Origin of the sequence: Dactylosporangium sp. CS-047395 (assembly GCF_050942185.1) — a bacterium.
Classification (GTDB): Bacteria; Actinomycetota; Actinomycetes; order Mycobacteriales; family Micromonosporaceae; genus Dactylosporangium.
In genome coordinates this window covers 5,066,284-5,081,923 of sequence record NZ_CP192015.1, presented here as the reverse complement: position 1 = coordinate 5,081,923, position 15,640 = coordinate 5,066,284, and the positions used below count along the sequence as shown (strand labels likewise).

17 protein-coding genes are annotated in these 15,640 nt (G+C 72.1%); 11 read left to right on the top strand and 6 right to left on the bottom strand.

Annotation, left to right across the window (positions count from 1 at the left end; all coding sequences use genetic code 11):
- Nucleotides 1-73 precede the first annotated feature (73 nt).
- Nucleotides 74-844 carry a class I SAM-dependent methyltransferase gene (locus ACQP00_RS23930; RefSeq protein ID WP_433222603.1) on the bottom strand — a complete coding sequence of 257 codons (771 nt, stop codon included), beginning with the start codon at nt 842-844 and terminating at the stop codon, nt 74-76.
- 165 nt (nt 845-1,009) lie between these two features.
- Here ACQP00_RS23930 and ACQP00_RS23925 point away from each other — a divergent pair, with 165 nt between their 5' ends.
- From ACQP00_RS23925 to ACQP00_RS23905, 5 genes are all read left to right on the top strand, one after another.
- Complete coding sequence (locus tag ACQP00_RS23925) at nt 1,010-3,832, top strand: AbfB domain-containing protein (RefSeq protein WP_433222601.1); 2,823 nt, start codon at nt 1,010-1,012, stop codon at nt 3,830-3,832.
- Between the two features lie 52 nt (nt 3,833-3,884).
- Nucleotides 3,885-4,805: an alcohol dehydrogenase catalytic domain-containing protein gene (locus ACQP00_RS23920; RefSeq protein WP_433222599.1), complete on the top strand. Its 921-nt coding sequence runs from the start codon at nt 3,885-3,887 to the stop codon at nt 4,803-4,805.
- A gap of 27 nt (nt 4,806-4,832) precedes the next feature.
- Nucleotides 4,833-5,570 (top strand): MFS transporter, encoded by a 738-nt coding sequence (locus ACQP00_RS23915; protein WP_433222597.1) that lies wholly within the window; start codon nt 4,833-4,835, stop codon nt 5,568-5,570.
- On the top strand, nt 5,456-5,821 hold the full coding sequence (locus tag ACQP00_RS23910) for a hypothetical protein (RefSeq protein ID WP_433222595.1): 366 nt from the start codon (nt 5,456-5,458) through the stop codon (nt 5,819-5,821). Before ACQP00_RS23915 ends, ACQP00_RS23910 begins: the two co-directional genes overlap by 115 nt.
- A gap of 76 nt (nt 5,822-5,897) precedes the next feature.
- A complete protein-coding gene (locus ACQP00_RS23905) occupies nt 5,898-6,362 on the top strand; it encodes a hypothetical protein (RefSeq protein ID WP_433222594.1) in 465 nt (154 codons plus the stop codon).
- Nucleotides 6,363-6,365: 3 nt separating this feature from the next.
- Here ACQP00_RS23905 and ACQP00_RS23900 read toward each other — a convergent pair whose 3' ends face one another.
- The 3 genes from ACQP00_RS23900 to ACQP00_RS23890 form a co-directional block, all read right to left on the bottom strand.
- Entirely contained in the window at nt 6,366-8,129 is a 1,764-nt protein-coding gene (locus ACQP00_RS23900) for a thiamine pyrophosphate-dependent enzyme (RefSeq protein ID WP_433222593.1), read from the bottom strand.
- 108 nt (nt 8,130-8,237) lie between these two features.
- Complete coding sequence (locus tag ACQP00_RS23895; protein WP_433222591.1) at nt 8,238-8,510, bottom strand: hypothetical protein; 273 nt, start codon at nt 8,508-8,510, stop codon at nt 8,238-8,240.
- Nucleotides 8,507-9,421 carry a cation diffusion facilitator family transporter gene (locus ACQP00_RS23890; protein ID WP_433222590.1) on the bottom strand — a complete coding sequence of 305 codons (915 nt, stop codon included), beginning with the start codon at nt 9,419-9,421 and terminating at the stop codon, nt 8,507-8,509. The genes ACQP00_RS23895 and ACQP00_RS23890 overlap by 4 nt, the downstream gene beginning before the upstream one ends.
- A 57-nt stretch (nt 9,422-9,478) precedes the next feature.
- Here ACQP00_RS23890 and ACQP00_RS23885 point away from each other — a divergent pair, with 57 nt between their 5' ends.
- The 6 genes from ACQP00_RS23885 to ACQP00_RS23860 all read left to right on the top strand — a co-directional run bounded on the left by ACQP00_RS23885 (nt 9,479) and on the right by ACQP00_RS23860 (nt 13,057).
- A complete protein-coding gene (locus ACQP00_RS23885) occupies nt 9,479-9,892 on the top strand; it encodes a hypothetical protein (protein ID WP_433222589.1) in 414 nt (137 codons plus the stop codon).
- Nucleotides 9,889-11,118, top strand: a complete 1,230-nt coding sequence (locus tag ACQP00_RS23880; protein ID WP_433222587.1) for an NRAMP family divalent metal transporter — start codon at nt 9,889-9,891, stop codon at nt 11,116-11,118. Before ACQP00_RS23885 ends, ACQP00_RS23880 begins: the two co-directional genes overlap by 4 nt.
- A 1-nt stretch (nt 11,119) precedes the next feature.
- Nucleotides 11,120-11,500: a hypothetical protein gene (locus ACQP00_RS23875; RefSeq protein WP_433222586.1), complete on the top strand. Its 381-nt coding sequence runs from the start codon at nt 11,120-11,122 to the stop codon at nt 11,498-11,500.
- Entirely contained in the window at nt 11,487-11,765 is a 279-nt protein-coding gene (locus ACQP00_RS23870) for a hypothetical protein (RefSeq protein ID WP_433222584.1), read from the top strand. Before ACQP00_RS23875 ends, ACQP00_RS23870 begins: the two co-directional genes overlap by 14 nt.
- A 134-nt stretch (nt 11,766-11,899) precedes the next feature.
- Nucleotides 11,900-12,142, top strand: a complete 243-nt coding sequence (locus ACQP00_RS23865; protein WP_433222582.1) for a hypothetical protein — start codon at nt 11,900-11,902, stop codon at nt 12,140-12,142.
- Between the two features lie 162 nt (nt 12,143-12,304).
- A complete protein-coding gene (locus ACQP00_RS23860) occupies nt 12,305-13,057 on the top strand; it encodes a hypothetical protein (RefSeq protein WP_433222581.1) in 753 nt (250 codons plus the stop codon).
- 128 nt (nt 13,058-13,185) lie between these two features.
- Here ACQP00_RS23860 and ACQP00_RS23855 read toward each other — a convergent pair whose 3' ends face one another.
- Both ACQP00_RS23855 and ACQP00_RS23850 read right to left on the bottom strand, forming a co-directional pair.
- Nucleotides 13,186-14,148, bottom strand: a complete 963-nt coding sequence (locus ACQP00_RS23855; protein WP_433222579.1) for an NAD(+)/NADH kinase — start codon at nt 14,146-14,148, stop codon at nt 13,186-13,188.
- A gap of 443 nt (nt 14,149-14,591) precedes the next feature.
- Nucleotides 14,592-15,254 (bottom strand): phosphoribosyltransferase, encoded by a 663-nt coding sequence (locus ACQP00_RS23850; RefSeq protein ID WP_433222577.1) that lies wholly within the window; start codon nt 15,252-15,254, stop codon nt 14,592-14,594.
- Between the last annotated feature and the right edge of the window lie 386 nt (nt 15,255-15,640).

The window sequence follows — 15,640 nt, the reverse complement described above, 5'->3', positions numbered from 1 at the left end:
AGTGAAGCGCCCGAACCCGCAGTTCAGCGGGGCTTTCGCGGATCTTGCCCGGATGGGTGAACGGCACGACCGGTCACGCCGGCGGCGCTTCGAGGACGAGCACGTCGCTGTCCATGGTGATCGGTCCGGCGATCTCGCCGGCCGCGACCGCCTCGTCCAGGGCGGCGAACCCGCGCTCGAGCTCCTCGTCCGTCAGGTGCTCGAACGTGGAGATGGCCCGCAGCCGCAGCCGCTCGGCATAGGCGGCGAGGTCGGGGGCGGGTGTCTCGGTGACCCGGTCGAGGCCGAGGACGGTCAGGCCGGCCGCCTCGAACGGGCCCGTGACGTCCGCGACCGCGGGGAAGATCTGCTGCTCGAGCGTCCGCGCGCGGGGAAAGTACCGGTGCCACAGCAGATCGGGCATGCGGTCGGAGAAGGCGCTGCGGATCAGCAACCGGCCGCCGGGTGCCAGCACGCGTACGATCTCCGCCACCGCGGCCGGGCGGTCGGTGACGTGGTGGAACGAGAGGAACATCAGCACCAGCCCGCAGGAGCGGTCCGGCAGAGGGATCGCTTCGGCGCGGCCCGCCAGGTACGTGACGTCCGGGTGCGCCGCGGTCGCCTCGGCCTGCTGCCGCATCCGCTCGGACGGTTCGACGCCGTAGACCGGGCCGCCGAAGGTCTCGGCCAGGATCGGGGTGAAGCGGCCCGTGCCGGAGCCGAGGTCCAGGGCGGTCAGCGGCCGGTGTGCGCCGCCCCACTTGGCGAAGACGTCCGCCCAGAGTCGCGCCGTCTCCGTGGACAGCGCGCGGCCGGCCGCGTAGACGGTGTGTTGCCGGCCGTCGTAGTCAACTCGCTGCAACATGGCGCCCATTCTCCCGCCCCATGGACGGGGCGGCTGACCCGCCATGTTCGAAAAGCCTTGACTCGGCGGCGGAAATCCTGAGTGAACATGGTGGTTTACGTTTAAACATGTCCATGTTACGGTCTCGGGACTTCGCGCTCCCTTGCCCCGCCATCAAGGAGTCCCATGCGCCGCACCCTCGTCGCCTCGGCGGCGGTGGCCGTGCTGCTGGCCGCCGGCATCGTCGTCGCCCAGCAGGTCTCGGCCGCCGTCTCGCCCAAGGCGCCGCCCCTGACCACACCCTGGACCAGCCAGGTCTCGACCACCAACCCGCTGCCGGAGTACCCGCGGCCGCAGATGACCCGGCCCGACTGGCAGAACCTCAACGGTGAGTGGGAGTTTCTCAACCCCGCCACCGACGGCGCCGGCAACGTGAACCGCAACGCCGCGCCGCCCATCGGGCAGACGCTGCCGGAGCGAATTCTCGTGCCGTACCCGGTGGAGTCCGCGCTGTCCGGGATCATGCGCAACGACAACCGCGACCTGATGTTCTACCGTCGCACGTTCACCGTGCCGCCGGCGTGGGCCGGCCGGCGGGTGCAGCTGCACTTCGGGGCGGTCGACTACGAGGCCACCGTGTGGGTCAACGGCCAGCAGGTCACCACGCACAAGGGCGGCTACGACCGCTTCGAGGTCGACATCACCCCGCAGCTCAACGGGGGGACCAACGAACTGGTCGTGCGGGTGTACGACCCGAGCGACGGACGCGGCGAGAAGCAGCCGATCGGCAAGCAGGTCAACAGCCCCAGCGGCATCTTCTACACGCCGAGCTCCGGCATCTGGCAGACGGTGTGGCTGGAGCCGACGGCCACGTCGTCGATCTACTCGGTCGACATCTACCCGAACATCGCGAACAACACGGCGCGGGTGCGCGTGTTCACCCGCGGCGATGTCAGCGGCCACACGGTGCTGGCCGAGGCGATGAACGGCACCACGGTGGTGGGTTCGTCGACCGGTGGATTCACCGATTTCACGGTACCGGTGCCGAATGCCCGGCGATGGTCGCCCGACGATCCCTTCCTGTACAACCTGCGCGTCTCCCTCCGCAACGGGTCGGGCTCCACAGTGGACCAGGTGGTGAGCTACTTCGGGATGCGTGAAATCGGCACCAAACTCGTGAACGGGGTGCTGCGCCCGACGCTCAACGGCGAGTTCGTGTTCCAGATCGGCACGCTGGACCAGGGGTTCTGGCCCGACGGGCTGTACACCGCGCCGACCGACGCGGCCCTCGCCTCCGACCTGCAGAAGCACAAGGACCTCGGGTTCAACATGGTCCGCAAGCACATCAAGGTGGAACCCGCCCGCTGGTACTACCACGCCGACCGCCTCGGCCTGCTGGTGTGGCAGGACATCCCGTCGACACAGGCGTTCGACGCGAACCGGTCCCCCGCCCAGATCGCCGAGTTCGAGACCGAGGCCCACGAGATCATCGACGAGCACCGGTTCTCGCCCGCCGTCGTCACCTACGTGCCCTTCAACGAGGGCTGGGGTGAGTGGAACCTCGCCGACACGCGCCGCGTCACGACCGATCTGAAGAACTACGACACCACGCGGCTGGTGAACGCGCACAGCGGGTACAACTGCTGCGCTTCGAAAGGTGATCCAGGAACCGGCGACATCATCGACTGGCACGTCTACACCGGCCCGGACGCGCCCCGCCCATCGGCGACGAGGGTCTCGGTGCTCGGCGAGTTCGGCGGGCTCGGGCTGCGCACGCCCGGCCACGAGTACAGCCCCGACGGGCAGTTCTTCGCCTACGAGCAGATGGGCAGCGCCGCGCAGCTCAACGACCGCTACACCGGCATGGTGCGCGACGTGCAGCAGCTCATGACGACCAAGGGCGTCTCCGCGTACGTCTACACGGAGATCACCGACGTCGAGGGTGAGTACAACGGGCTGTTCACCTACGACCGCCGGGTGCAGAAGGTGGACACCAACCAGCTCCGGGCGGCGCACGCGGCGCTCATCAACGCCTCGCGCAACCTCAACGCACCGGTCGTGCTGACGCTCGGACACGTCCGGTCGTTCAAGGTGACGACGAGCGGACTGACGAACCGGTACCTGCGGCACGCCAACTCGTTCGCCCGCACCGACGTGCTCAGCACGGCGAGCGGCGACGGCCCGCGCCAGGACGCGTCGTTCCGCACCGTGGCCGGCCTGGCCGATCCGCGCTGCTACTCGTTCGAGTCGGTCAACTTCCCCGGCCGGTACCTGCGCCACGCCGACAACCGCGTGCGCATCGACGCGGACACCGGCGGCCCGTTCGCCGCGGACGCGACCTGGTGCAGCCGCCCGGGCCTGGCCGCCGGCGGCACGTCGTTCGAGTCGCTCAACTTCCCGGGCGCGTTCCTGCGCCACTACGCCGACACCGTGTACCTCGCGCGCAGCGGCGGCCCGAACGCCTGGGACACGGCGGCCGGATTCGCGGCCGACGCGACCTGGGACGTGGCCTCGCCGGCGCTGTGGCGCAGCTCGGTCCTGCTCGCCACGGACGTGCGCCAGTCGCTGCGGGTCACCACGTGGGGGCACACCGACCGGTACCTGCGCCACGCCGACAGCCTCGCCTGGACCGAGGTCGTCAACGCCGGGAGCAGCGCGCTGCTCAAGGCCGACGCGACGTACACGGTGCGGCGCGGGCTGGCCGACTCCTCCTGCTACTCCTTCGAGTCGGTGAACTTCCCGGGCCAGTTCCTGCGGCACGCCGACAGCCGGGTGCGCAACGCCCCCGACGACGGCTCGGCCCTCATGCGCGCCGACGCCACGTTCTGCGCTCGCCCCGGCGTGGGTGGCACGGGGGTGACGTTCGAGTCGCTGAACTTCCCGGGTTCGTACCTGCGCCACTTCGAGTCCCAGGTGTACATCGCCAACGGTACGGGTGACGGCGGCTTCAACCGCCCGCAGACCCTGACCGCGGACAGCGGTTGGGCCCTCGCGGCGCCCTGGGCATAGCTAGTCTCGGCTGGTGCGAGCCGCATATCTGCACCAGCTGGGAGGCCCTGACGTGATCCGGTTCGGCGAGTTCGCCGAACCGGATCCGGGCCCGACGGACGTCCTCGTCCAGGTGCACGCCACCACGGTCAACCCGGTCGACACGTTCGTGCGCTCGGGTCTGTTCGCCACGCCGCTGCCGATGCCGTTCGTCGTCGGCCGCGACCTGACCGGCACCGTCCTGTCCACGGGCCCGGGCGCCACGGCGTTCCGGCCCGGCGATCCGGTGTGGTGCAACAGCCTCGGCCACGCGGGCCGCCAGGGCGCCGCCGCCGAGCGCGCCGTCGTCTCCATCGATCGCCTGTACCGTCTCCCGCCCGGCGTCGCGCCCGAGCAGGCGGTCACCGTGCTGCATCCCGCCGCCACCGCCCACCTCGCCCTGTTCACCCACGGGCGGCTGCGCGCGGGTGAAACGGTCGTCGTGGCGGGCGCGGCCGGCAACGTGGGCGCGGCCGCGGTGACGATGGCCGCCGAGGCGGGCGCGAGGGTCGTCGCGGTGGCGGCCGCGGCCGACGCCGACTACTGCACGGCCCTGGGCGCGGACGAGGTCCTGGACTACCGAAACCCGGACCTGGGACCGATCCGCCCCGACCTGTACCTCGACACGTCCGGCCACAACGATCTGGAGGCGGTGCTCGACACCCTGGCCTTCCGCGGCCGGATCGTCGTCATGTCGGGTGCGACCGCGCGCCCGGTGCTGCCGATCGCCGCGCTGTACATGCACGACCGCACGATCACCGGCTTCGTCATCTCGCACGCCACGACCACAGAGCTCGCGGAGGCCGCGACCGCCGTCAACCGCCACCTCGCCGCGAGCCGCCTGCGCAGCCGGGCCACGCTCGACCGGCCGCTGTCCGATACGGCCGACGTCCACCGATTACTGGAACGCGGCGGTTTACACGGCCGGCGCGTGGTCCTGCACACTTCCTATTAACCCGATAGGTTTGATAGGTTCCGCGATGTGCATGACCGCGCGGTGCTGCTCGTCTGTCTCGGCGCCGGCTTCACCACGCTGCTCGACCAGTCCGTGCTCACCATCGTCGTGCCCGCCCTGCGCGAGTCGCTCGGCGCCGGCCCGGCCGCCCTGCAGTGGATCGTCGCCGGCTACTCCCTCTCGTTCGGCCTCGCCCTCGTGCCCGCCGGCCGCCTCGGCGACATGCTCGGCCGGCGCGGGCTCTTCGTCGGCGGTCTGGCGCTGTTCGCGGCCGGAGCGGTCGTCGCCGGCACCGCATCCGCGGCCTGGCTCGTCGCCGCCGCACGGCTCGCCCAAGGCATCGGCGCCGGCACGGTGAATCCGCAGATCATCGGCCTGTTCCAGGACCTGTTCACCGGCCGGGAACGGGCCCGCGCGCTGGCCGCGTACGCGACCGTGGGCGGGCTCGCGGCCACGCTCGGTCCCCCGGTCGGCGGCCTGGTGCTGGAGCTGACCGGCCCGGACCTCGGCTGGCGGCTGGTGCTGCTGCTGAACCTGCCGTTCGCCCTGGTGATGATCCCGCTCGCGCGGGCACGACCGTCGCGCTGGCCGTCGCCGCGGGCAGCGTGGCCGCCGAGGCGCTCACGGTCCGGTTCCTGCCCGTCGCCTGGGTGGTCCTCGCCCTCGGCGTCGCCCAGTTCGTTACGGGCGCGGCCGGCGGCCTGGTCAACGCGCCCAACCAGGCCCTCACCCTCGCCCACGCCCCACCGGGCGCGAACGGCCTGAGCGCCGCCGTCCTCCAGCTCTCCCAGCGCCTGGCCGCGAGCCTGTCGGTCGCCGCGGTCACGGGCGTGGTGCTCGCCTCCCCCGCCGCGCTCTTCGACGGCGTCCTGATCTGCCTGGCCCTGATCGTCCTCGCCCTGCTGTTCGCCACCCTCGACCGCCACCCCCGCTGGTATCAACCACGTGACACACATCCGATGGGCCGGCCCGCTGACCGGCCCGGTCCGCAGCGCCCTCGCGCTGCGGACGGGTGAGCCCGGGTCGTCTCCCGCCGCGGCGCGCTGGGCACCGCGCTGCGTGAATCCGAGCCGGGCGGGTAGTCGGGCGCGCATGAGCCTAGGACTGTTTCGCGGCGCGCTCGCGGGCGCGGCCGGCACGACCGCGCTGAACGCCGCCTCGTACCTCGACATGGCCGTCCGCGGCCGCCCGGCGAGCAACACCCCGCAGGACATGGTCCAGAAGCTGGCCGACGACACCGGCGTGCCCGTCCCCGGCGACGACGAGACGCGCACGAACCGCCTGCAGGGCCTCGGCCCGCTCTTCGGGATCGGCGTCGGCATGGCGGTGGGCGCCCTGGCCGGCGTCGTGCACACCGCCCTCGCGAAACGGGGCCGTGCGCTGCCCCCGGCGGTGGAGATCGCCCTGATCGGCGGCGCCGCGATGGCCACGTCCGACGTGCCGCTGAAGCTGTTCGGCATCAGCGACCCGAAGACCTGGTCCGCCAAGGACTGGGCCAGCGACGTGGTACCGCACGCCCTCTACGGCGCCGCCACCTACGCCGTCCTGCGCCCCTGAGCGTCAGCCCTTCAGCTGCTGGATCTTGTCCTTGAACAGCGTGGTGGCGATCGCGGCCTGGTGCGGCTGGCCCTTGAGGAACGATGTGGCGAACTTCTTCGCCTGGTCGTAGGTGACGCTCGCGGGCAGTGGCGGCTCGTTCGGGTCCACCGCGACGTCCACCAGCGCCGGCCCGTCGTGCGCGAAGGCGTCCCGCAGTGCGCCGGGCACGTCGGCGGGTTTGTCGACGCGCACGCCGTACCCACCGCAGGCTCTGGCGATCGCGCCGAAGTCCGGCACCGGCTCGCCGAAGCGGACGCCGTGCTCTGGGTAGCCGAGCACCATCTGCTCCCACAGGATCTGGCCCAGGGAGTTGTTGTTGTTGACCACGACCTTGATCGGTAGCCCGTAGCGGACCGCGGTGTGGAACTCGGCCATGAGCATCGCGAACCCGCCGTCGCCGATGAACGCGACGACCTGGCGGCCGGGGTGGGCGAGCTGGGCGGCGATCGCGTAGGGCAGGCCGGGCGCCATGGTGGCCAGGGTGCCGGAGAGGTAGAACTCGCGCCGCCCGCGGATCTGCCAGTGCCGCGCCGCCCAGGTCGCGATCGTGCCCGAGTCGCAGGTGAGGATCGCGTCATCGGTGCTGAGCGCGTCGAGCTGCGCGGCGAGGTACTGCGGGGCGATCGGGTCGCGCTCCGCCGATTCCAGGGCGGTCATCCGCTCGCGCCAGTCGGCGACTTTTTCCTGGTACCGGCGAAGATGCTGGTGCTCCTTGCGCTCCAGCAGCGGGAGCAGCGCCTCCAGGGTGGCCCCGACGTCGCCGACCAGCGGCACGTCCGTCGCGATGCGGGTGCCGGCGCGGCCGGGGTCGATCTCGATCTGCACGATCTTCGCGGCGCCCGGCTTCGGCAGGAACTTCGTGTAGGGGAAGTTGGTGCCGAGCAGCAGCAGCGCGTCGACGTCGTCCATGAGCTCCTCGCTCGGCCTGGTGCCGAGCAGGCCGAGGCCGCCGGTGACGTACGGCGAGTCGTCGGGCACCACCATCTTGCCCGACAGCGTCTTGACGATCGGCGCGCCGAGCGTGTCGGCCACCCGCTCGACGAGCGCCCCGGCCCCGCGCGCGCCGATGCCGGCCAGGATGCCGACCTTCCCGGCCCCGTTGAGCACGTCGGCGGCGGCGCGCAGGTCCTCGTTGCGGGGCCGGACGGCGGGCGCCAGGTACACCGGCGCGGTCGACGGCGGCACGACCGGCGCCACCGTCTGGTACGGGTCCTTGCCCGCCGGCGCGACCTGGATATCGTTGGGGATGGTCAGGTGGGCGACCCCGCGCCGGGCGTACGCGGTGCGGATGGCGATGTCGGCGAGCGCGGGCAGCTGGGCCGGGTTCATGACGATCTGGTTGTACTCGGCCACGTCCTCGAACAGCCGGTCGAGGTTGACCTCCTGCTGATACGCGGTGCCGAGCACGGACGACTCCTGCAGCCCGGTGATGGCGAGCACGGGCACGTGGTCGAGTTTCGCGTGGTACAGCCCGTTGGCGAGATGAATCCCGCCCGGCCCAGACGTGGCCAGGCACACCCCGATCCGGCCGGTCGCCTTGGCGTGGGCGGTCGCCATGAACGCGGCCGCCTCCTCGTGGTGCACGAGCACGAACCGAACCTTGTCGCCGTTGCGGCGCAGCCCCTCCATGATCCCGTTGATCCCGTCACCGGGCAGGCCGAACACCGTGTCGACGCCCCACTCGGCCAGCCGCGCGATCAGGACCTCAGCCGCAATCTCACCCATGTCCTCGCCCGCTACCCGGGCCCGACCCCGCCAAACGCCCTACCGGCCCGATGGCGAGCCGCGCAGTGCGGGCAGCCGTGCGGCCCCCGGCGCCGATGAGCAGGGCGTTCAGGGGCACACGTCGTCGAAGCGGTCGGCCAGGGTCAGGAAGGCGTCGCCCCAGCCGCTGGAGATGGCGACCTCCTGGATCGGGCCGGTCGGCGCGAACAGGATGCGCAGCGAGGACGGCACCTCGCCGGTCGTCCGCACCCGCGCGGTCAGGGCGTCCAGCTCGGCCAGGGCGCCGTCCCGGTCGGCGAACGAGGACCAGGCGAAGTCGTTGTCGGGCCGGGCCAGCAGCGCCCGGACGTCGGCCAGGACCGCCAGCAGCGGCGCGTTCATGACACGACCGTGATCACGGCGTCGGCCACGGCGGGGTGGCGCAGCAGGCGCTCGCGCAGGTCCGTCACGTGGTCGACCAGCTCGCCGGCCGGGCGGGCGCGCAGGTCGCCGCACGGGGCGACGTCGAGCGTGACGAGGAGTTGGGAGGGGCCGACGTACACGGCGCGCAGTTCGCGGACCTCCTCGATCCACGGCTGCGGGCCGATCGAGTCGCGCAGGGTCTCCATCACGTCGTCGGGCGCCGCGGCGTCGATGAGCAGGGCCTTGGAGCGGCGCGCGAGCAGCCACGCGACGACGGCCAGCAGGACGCCGATGGCCATGCTCGCGGCCGGGTCCCACCAGGCCCAGCCGGTGATCATGTGCAGAACGATGGCCGCCAGGGCCAGCGCGAGGCCGATCAGGGCGGCGGAGTCCTCGAGGTACACCGTCGTGGCACTCGGATCCGACGCGCGCACCAGGTGCTCGCGGACCGAGCGGCGCCGGGCCTTGGCGTCCTCGCGCAGCTGGCGGCGGGCGGTGAGCCAGGACCAACCCTCGAAGCCGGCCGAGACGACCAGGACGCCGATGCCGATCCACGGGCTTTCGAGCGGCTCCGGCACCAGCAGGCTGCGCACACCTTCGCCGATCGAGAGCAGCCCGCCGACGAGGAAGATGCCGAGCGCGGCCAGGAACGCCCAGAAGTACCGCTCCTGGCCGTACCCGAACGGATGGTTTCGATCCGGCTTGCGCTTCGAGCGGCGCAGGCCCAGGAACAGCAGCACCTCGTTGCCGGTGTCGGCGAAGGAGTGCATGGTCTCGGCCCACATCGCGGCCGAGCCGGTGATCAGTGCGGCCACCGCCTTCGCCACCGCGATCGCCAGGTTGGCGCCCGCGGCCACGAGGACCGTTCTGGTGCTGCTCTCGTCCGCCATGGAGGCATCGGTACCCGCCGACGCATCGTTTCAAGCCGCGTTGGGTAAACGGCGCGCATGCGACCTCGGATCATGGCCGCCACGCTGACCGGGTTGCTCGTGGTCCTGTGTGGATTGCTCGGGTACTGCTCCGTGCGCCCGCCCGACTACCACGACTTCCGGGTCGCGGCCGAGACGACGGCCCAGGCGGCGCACGACGCACTGCTCACGGCCGACCTGACCGGCGGCGCCGTGCGGGAGGGGCGGGCTCCGAAGCCCTTCGCCACGGTACTGCTGGATGACAGCGCCAAGAGCCTCGCCAGTTCGGTGGCCGACTTCGCCGAGCTGCCCCCGCCCGACGAGGCCGCCACGGCGCTGCGGGACCGGCTCCTGCCGCTGCTCACCGCGGCCGTCGCGAAGCTGCAGGACGCCGCGGCCGACCCGGAGCGCACCGGGGGCCTGCGGGATCTCGCGGAACGGCTCACGTCGTGAAGAAGTGGTTCGCGATCACGCTCGGCATCCTGACCGCGATCGGCGGGTTCGTCGACATCGGCGACATCGTGGCCAACAGCGAGGCCGGCGCCCGGTTCGGGATGTCCCTGGCCTGGATCGTGGTCGTCGGCGTGATCGGCATCTGCGTGTACGCCGAGATGGCCGGGCGCGTCGCCGCCGTCTCCGGGCGCCCGGTGTTCGACCTGGTCCGCGAGCGCCTCGGGCCGCGCGTCGGCCTGGTCAACCTGGCCGGCTCCTACCTGGTGACCGTGCTGACCCTGGGCGCGGAGCTCGGCGGCGTCGCGCTCGCGCTGCAGCTGGCCACAAGCGTCAACTACCTGCTGTTCGTGCCGGTCGTCGGATTCGTCGCGTGGGTCGTCTTGTGGCGAACCAAGTTCGAGACCATTGAGCGGGTATTCGGCCTGGTCGGGCTGGCGCTGGTGGTGTTCGTGGTGGCGCTGTTCAAGCTGGATGTGCCATGGTCGGAGCTGTGGCACCAGGCGTCGCATCCGGGCCCACGAGAGGAGGAGAACTGGGGCACCTACGCGTTCCAGGCGGTGGCGCTGTTCGGCGCGGCGATGACACCGTACGAGGTGTTCTTCTTCTCCTCGGGCGGCGTCGAGGAGCGCTGGACGGCCAAGGACCTCACGATCAACAAGGCGAACGTGTTCATCGGCTTCCCGCTCGGCGGGCTGCTGTCGCTGGCACTCATGGCCACTGCGGCGACCGTGTACCACCCGCTCGACATGCGGCTGGACACGATCGGCCAGTCGGCGCTGCCGGTCGTGCTGGCGCTGGGCAAGCTCGGGCTGGCCGTGGTCATCCTCGGCTTCTTCGCGGCCACGTTCGGCGCGGCGATGGAGACGGGGCTGTCGGCTGGGTACACGATCGCGCAGTACTTCGGCTGGGCCTGGGGCAAGCGCCTGCGCCCGGCCCAGGCCGCCCGGTTCCACACCGTGGTGCTGGTGAGCGTGCTGATCGGCCTGGCCGCCCTGGCTACGACCGTCGATCCGGTGCAGCTCACGGAGTACACCCTCATCTTCAGCGCGATCGTGCTGCCGCTGACCTATCTGCCGATCCTGGTGGTCGCCAACGACCGCGACTATCTCGGCGACCGCGTCAACGGCCGGCTCGCGAACGCCCTGGGGCTGCTCTACCTCGCGATCATCGTGGTCACCGCGGTCGCCGCGCTGCCGCTGATGGTCATGACCGGGATGGGAGGCTGAGATGGCCCTGCTCATCGGCTTCGACCTGCTCGACCGGCAGATCCTCGACCTGGCCGGGGAAGCGGTCGGCAAGGTCGACGACGTCGAGCTCACGGCCGCCCCCGACGGCACCGTGCGGATCACCGCGCTGCTGGTCGGCCCGCAGGCCCTCGGGCGCCGCCTCGGCGGGCGGCTCGGCGGCTGGATCTCGGGCCTGGCCGGGCGGCTGCACCCGGCCGAGAACCCGGACCCGCTGCGCGTCCCGTGGGACGTCGTGTCCTCCACCGACAGCGCCGTCCACCTGTCTGTCCGGCGCGAGCTGCTCACCGAGCCCGCCCTCGAGGAGTGGCTGCGCGAGCACCTGATCGCCCGCATCCCGGGAGCCCACCGTGCCGGCAACTGACCGCGTCCTGCGCGCGAGCGACCTTCTTGGAAGAGCCGTCTCCGGTACTGCCGGTCGCATCACCGATCTCGTCGTGCGGGACGGCACGATCGTGGCCGTGATCGTGACCAGGGGGCCGTGGGGTCGCCTGCTCGGGTACGAACGGGAGCAGACGAGCGGCCCATGGCTCCTGGAGGCCGTGGCGCGCCGGGTCCTGCGCCGCGACAGCCGGGAGATCCCCTGGTCCGAGGCCGCTCCGAGCCTGCTGCCCGATGACCGTTACTGAGGCCCGCCACGAACGGGCGACACCGTTTACTCCACTACGCCCGGTATGCATCGGCCGGGTCACGCTCCGCGCATATGCCGACGTACGCTGCACATGCACGTGCATTGTGCCGCGACGAACCGAGGGGTGACGGTGTGATCGAGACCGACGAGCTGCTCCTGCACGACGCTCCGCGGTTGTTCGGCATCGTCGCGGACCCGGAGGACGACGGGCATCCGGCCGTTGTCGCGTGGGGCCACGAACTGCCTGGACACGCCGTGACGACCTGGTACCTCGCCGACGGGCGGACCGAGGTTGCCGTCTTTGCCTCGGCCGAGGAGGCCCTGGAGGCTGCGGAGGTGCTCTACCCCGCCCGGCTGCTGTGGGCGCGCAAGTAGCCGCCGTTCGTGTTGGGACTTCATCGCGGTGCCGGGCTGTGCGGGCCGCCGTTCGTGTTGGAAACTTCACCGCGATGCCGGGCCGTGCGGGTGCCGATTGCGGGCCTTGGCCAGAATCTGGGTACACGCACTGACATGGATTCGGCACGGAGGACGGCAACGGTGACGGACGCGGTGACGCGGCGCTGGCAGGAGGCCGACGACGCCGTGGAGTCGCTGGTCGCGACGCTGGCCGGGGCGGTCGCGCGGGCCGAGCGGGGGCAGAGCCGCAAGAGCCGCACCCGCACCCGGCCGAAACGCGAGACCAAGAGCACCCGGCGCTACCTGGCCGAGGTCATCCGCTCCCACCGCCTCGCCCCCGGCCTGACCGTGGACCGCAACATGATCGCCGCCCTGTTCACCGGCCACCGCGAACTCGTCGCCAACCCGACCCTGGTCGTCGCGGTCGCGCAGGCGTGCGGCATCATCGCCGGCCGCAAGCTCACCGGCAAGGAGACGGCCAAACTACGCGCCGCGAGCGAGCGGGTCGCTCGGCTGATCGCCCGCGCCCAGGCCGCGGGTCCGGTCCCGGAACCGGCGCCGCCCGCTCCCGTCCCCGACCCGGGTTTCCCACCGCCCGTCGGTGCCCTTCCCGACCCCGGCTACGTGGCGGACCTCGATTCTGTGCCTCCCGCGGATTCGGTGTCGACCCCTGGTTCGGTGCCGGCTCCGGCTCCGCGCGCGCCTCTGGAAAGCCTGCCGATCGTCGAGCGTCTCGTGCTGGAACCGGTCGCCGCGGGACCCATCGCAGCTCGACCCGACGCAGAGGCGCCTGTCGAGAAGGCACCGGCCTCGCATCGGTTCTGGCTGGTGGTGGCGCTGGCCGTCCTGGTGCTGCTGCTGACTGCGGCGCTCTGGCTCGCCGTCGGGCGCTGACCTCCTCGCACCGGCCCGCGGTGGTGTGTAGACCGCGGCGCTCTGGCTCGCCGCGGTGCGTTGACCGCGGCGTTATGGCTCGTCGGCGGGCGTCGGGTAATGGTGGATCAGCCTTGGGTCGGTGATCGTCAGCCTTGGTCGGCAATTTCGCGGCGGGCAATTGCTTCGTGAGCCTTCTGACGCAGCTCCGGCGGGATCAGCTCGACAAGCTGGTCGGGGCGCAGCGGCAGGTCCAGCAGGCTCAGCTTGACCCGGCTGCGGCTGGCGTGTTCGGCGGCGGACAGGCGCACGACCTGCGCGGCGTCACGGCGTAGAACGGTGGTGAGGCGGTGGCCGGGTTGGAGGGTGCCACTGGCGGTACCGTCGACGTCGACCAGAATCGCCGCGCTGTCCGGCGCGACCGTCAGCGTGACCCGGTCCCCGGCGCCGAGGACGACCGCGCGACTGATGCCGGCCATCGGGGCGACCGGCGTGACCACCACGGTGTCCGAGGACGGCGAGAGCACCGGCCCGCCCGCCGCATAGTTGTACGCGGTCGAGCCGGTCGGGGTCGCGACCACAACGGCGTCGGCGCGATAGTACCCATAGCGGATGTCATTGACGGACAGGTCCACCGAAACGGCGCCGGTGCGCGCCGCGCGGGACAGGACCACGTCGTTGAAGCCGAACGCGGTCACCAGATCCCCGCCGCCGCTCTCGGCCTCGAGGCCGGCGTGCCGCTCGATGGTGAAGTCGCCCGCAGCCATCCGGGCCAGCGCGGCGGGCAGTTCCGGCGGCGAGACCTCGGTGAGGAAACCCAGGTTGCCGTGGTTGACCCCGAGAATGGGCACGGGCCGCGCCACCGTCAGCCGCATCGCCCCCAGCATCGTGCCGTCCCCACCGAGCGCCACGATCCCGTCGACCACTTCGGCGAAGGTACCGTCGTCCACGGTACCGACCGACTCCGGCACCCGCCCCCGATCCTGCTCCCGCGCCAGAACCCGCACCGGGTGCTCACGCGCGGCCGCCACAATCGTCTCGACCGAGCCCGCGACCGGCTTGCTCGGGTGCAGCACCAGCCCCAACGTGCCGACTTTCGGCTCCACACTCATGCGCCCAGTCTGCCCGCTGCGACCCGGTTCCGCGGCCAACGGGCGACGCACCCCACATGACCGGGCGGGTGCCATCAAGAGACCGCCGCCGCGGGACCTCCGGCGGCAATCGATTGCCTGGATTTGCCCATAGCGCGGCACGACGGACACCGCGCCAGACCGCCCCAGCGGCAATCGATTGCCCCGCAACGCGCGAGCCCCGCCACGGCGGCACGGCGGGCACGGCGGGCACGGCGGGCACGGCGGGCACGGCGGGCACGGCGCTGCCACAGTCCTGCGGCAATCGATTGCCCGGCAGCGCACGAACCGCGCCCCGGCCGTCACGGCGAGCGCCGCGGTCACGGCGAGCACCGCGGCCGGCGAGCACCGCGCCGCGAACGCCCAGCGGCAATCGATTGCCGCGGCGGTACGCGATGGGCGCTGCGGTGGGAGTCGGGCTGCGATCAGCGGGCGGCGGATCCGGAGCAGCCGCGCAGGGCCGTGTCCACGTCCGCGTCCGTCAGCTGGGTGAAGTCCTGGTACCACTGCCCCACGGCGGCGAACTGGCGGGGGGCGTGGAGGCACAGGACCGTACCGGCGACATCGGCAAGGCGCGAACGAGCCTCCCGGGAACAGACGGGCACGGCCAGGACGATTCGCTCCGGGCGCCGGGAGGCCAGCCAGCGCATGGCGGCGTGTGCGGTGACGCCGGTGGCCAGGCCGTCGTCGACCAGCACCACGCGCCGGCCGGTCACCGTCGGGGCGGGGCGGTCGCCGCGGTAGAGGCGCACCCGGCGGCTCAGCTCGGCCCGCTCGGCGGCCACCGTCGGGGCGAGGTCCGCCTCCGTGATGCCCAGGTAGCGCAGCACGCCCGTGTCGAACACCGGCGGGCCGTCCTCGGCGATCGCGCCCACCCCGAACTCCGGGTGGTTGGGCGCGCCGATCTTGCGGGCCAAAACCAGGTCGAGGTCGGCACCGAGGCGCTCGGCCACGGGCACCGCGACCGGCACGCCGCCGCGGGGTAGCGCCAGCACCAGCGGCTTGCCGTCCGCGCCGGACTCCAGGCCGTGCCGGGCCAGCTCCTCGCCGAGCGCGCGCCCCGCCTCGGTACGGTCCACGAAAATCATGCGGCCTCCTACACGCCCGACGGATACGTCTCGGGCTCGCCTGCATCGACCGCCGCGAGGTGCAGCGGCAGCACGGCGTGGGTCTCGCCGCAGCAGCCGGTCCAGGGTCTCGTCCATGTGCCGCTCGCGCACGTTCCAGGACTGCCGGCCGCCAGCCACCAGGGCCCGGTATTACGCCTCGGCCCCGGGCGGCGCCGATGCGTTCGAGCAGCACGTCCAGGTCCCCCGGGTCCTCGAGCGGCGCCGTGAGGGCGGCGACCTCGTCCCCGTACCCTCCCATGGGCCGCCACTTACCCTTCAGCCTGCCGGTCATGCGTGACCCGGCCCGCGCGGGGCGGCAGAGGCCGAGCCGGAGCGGCAGAGGCCGAAGCGAGGCGGAAGAGGCC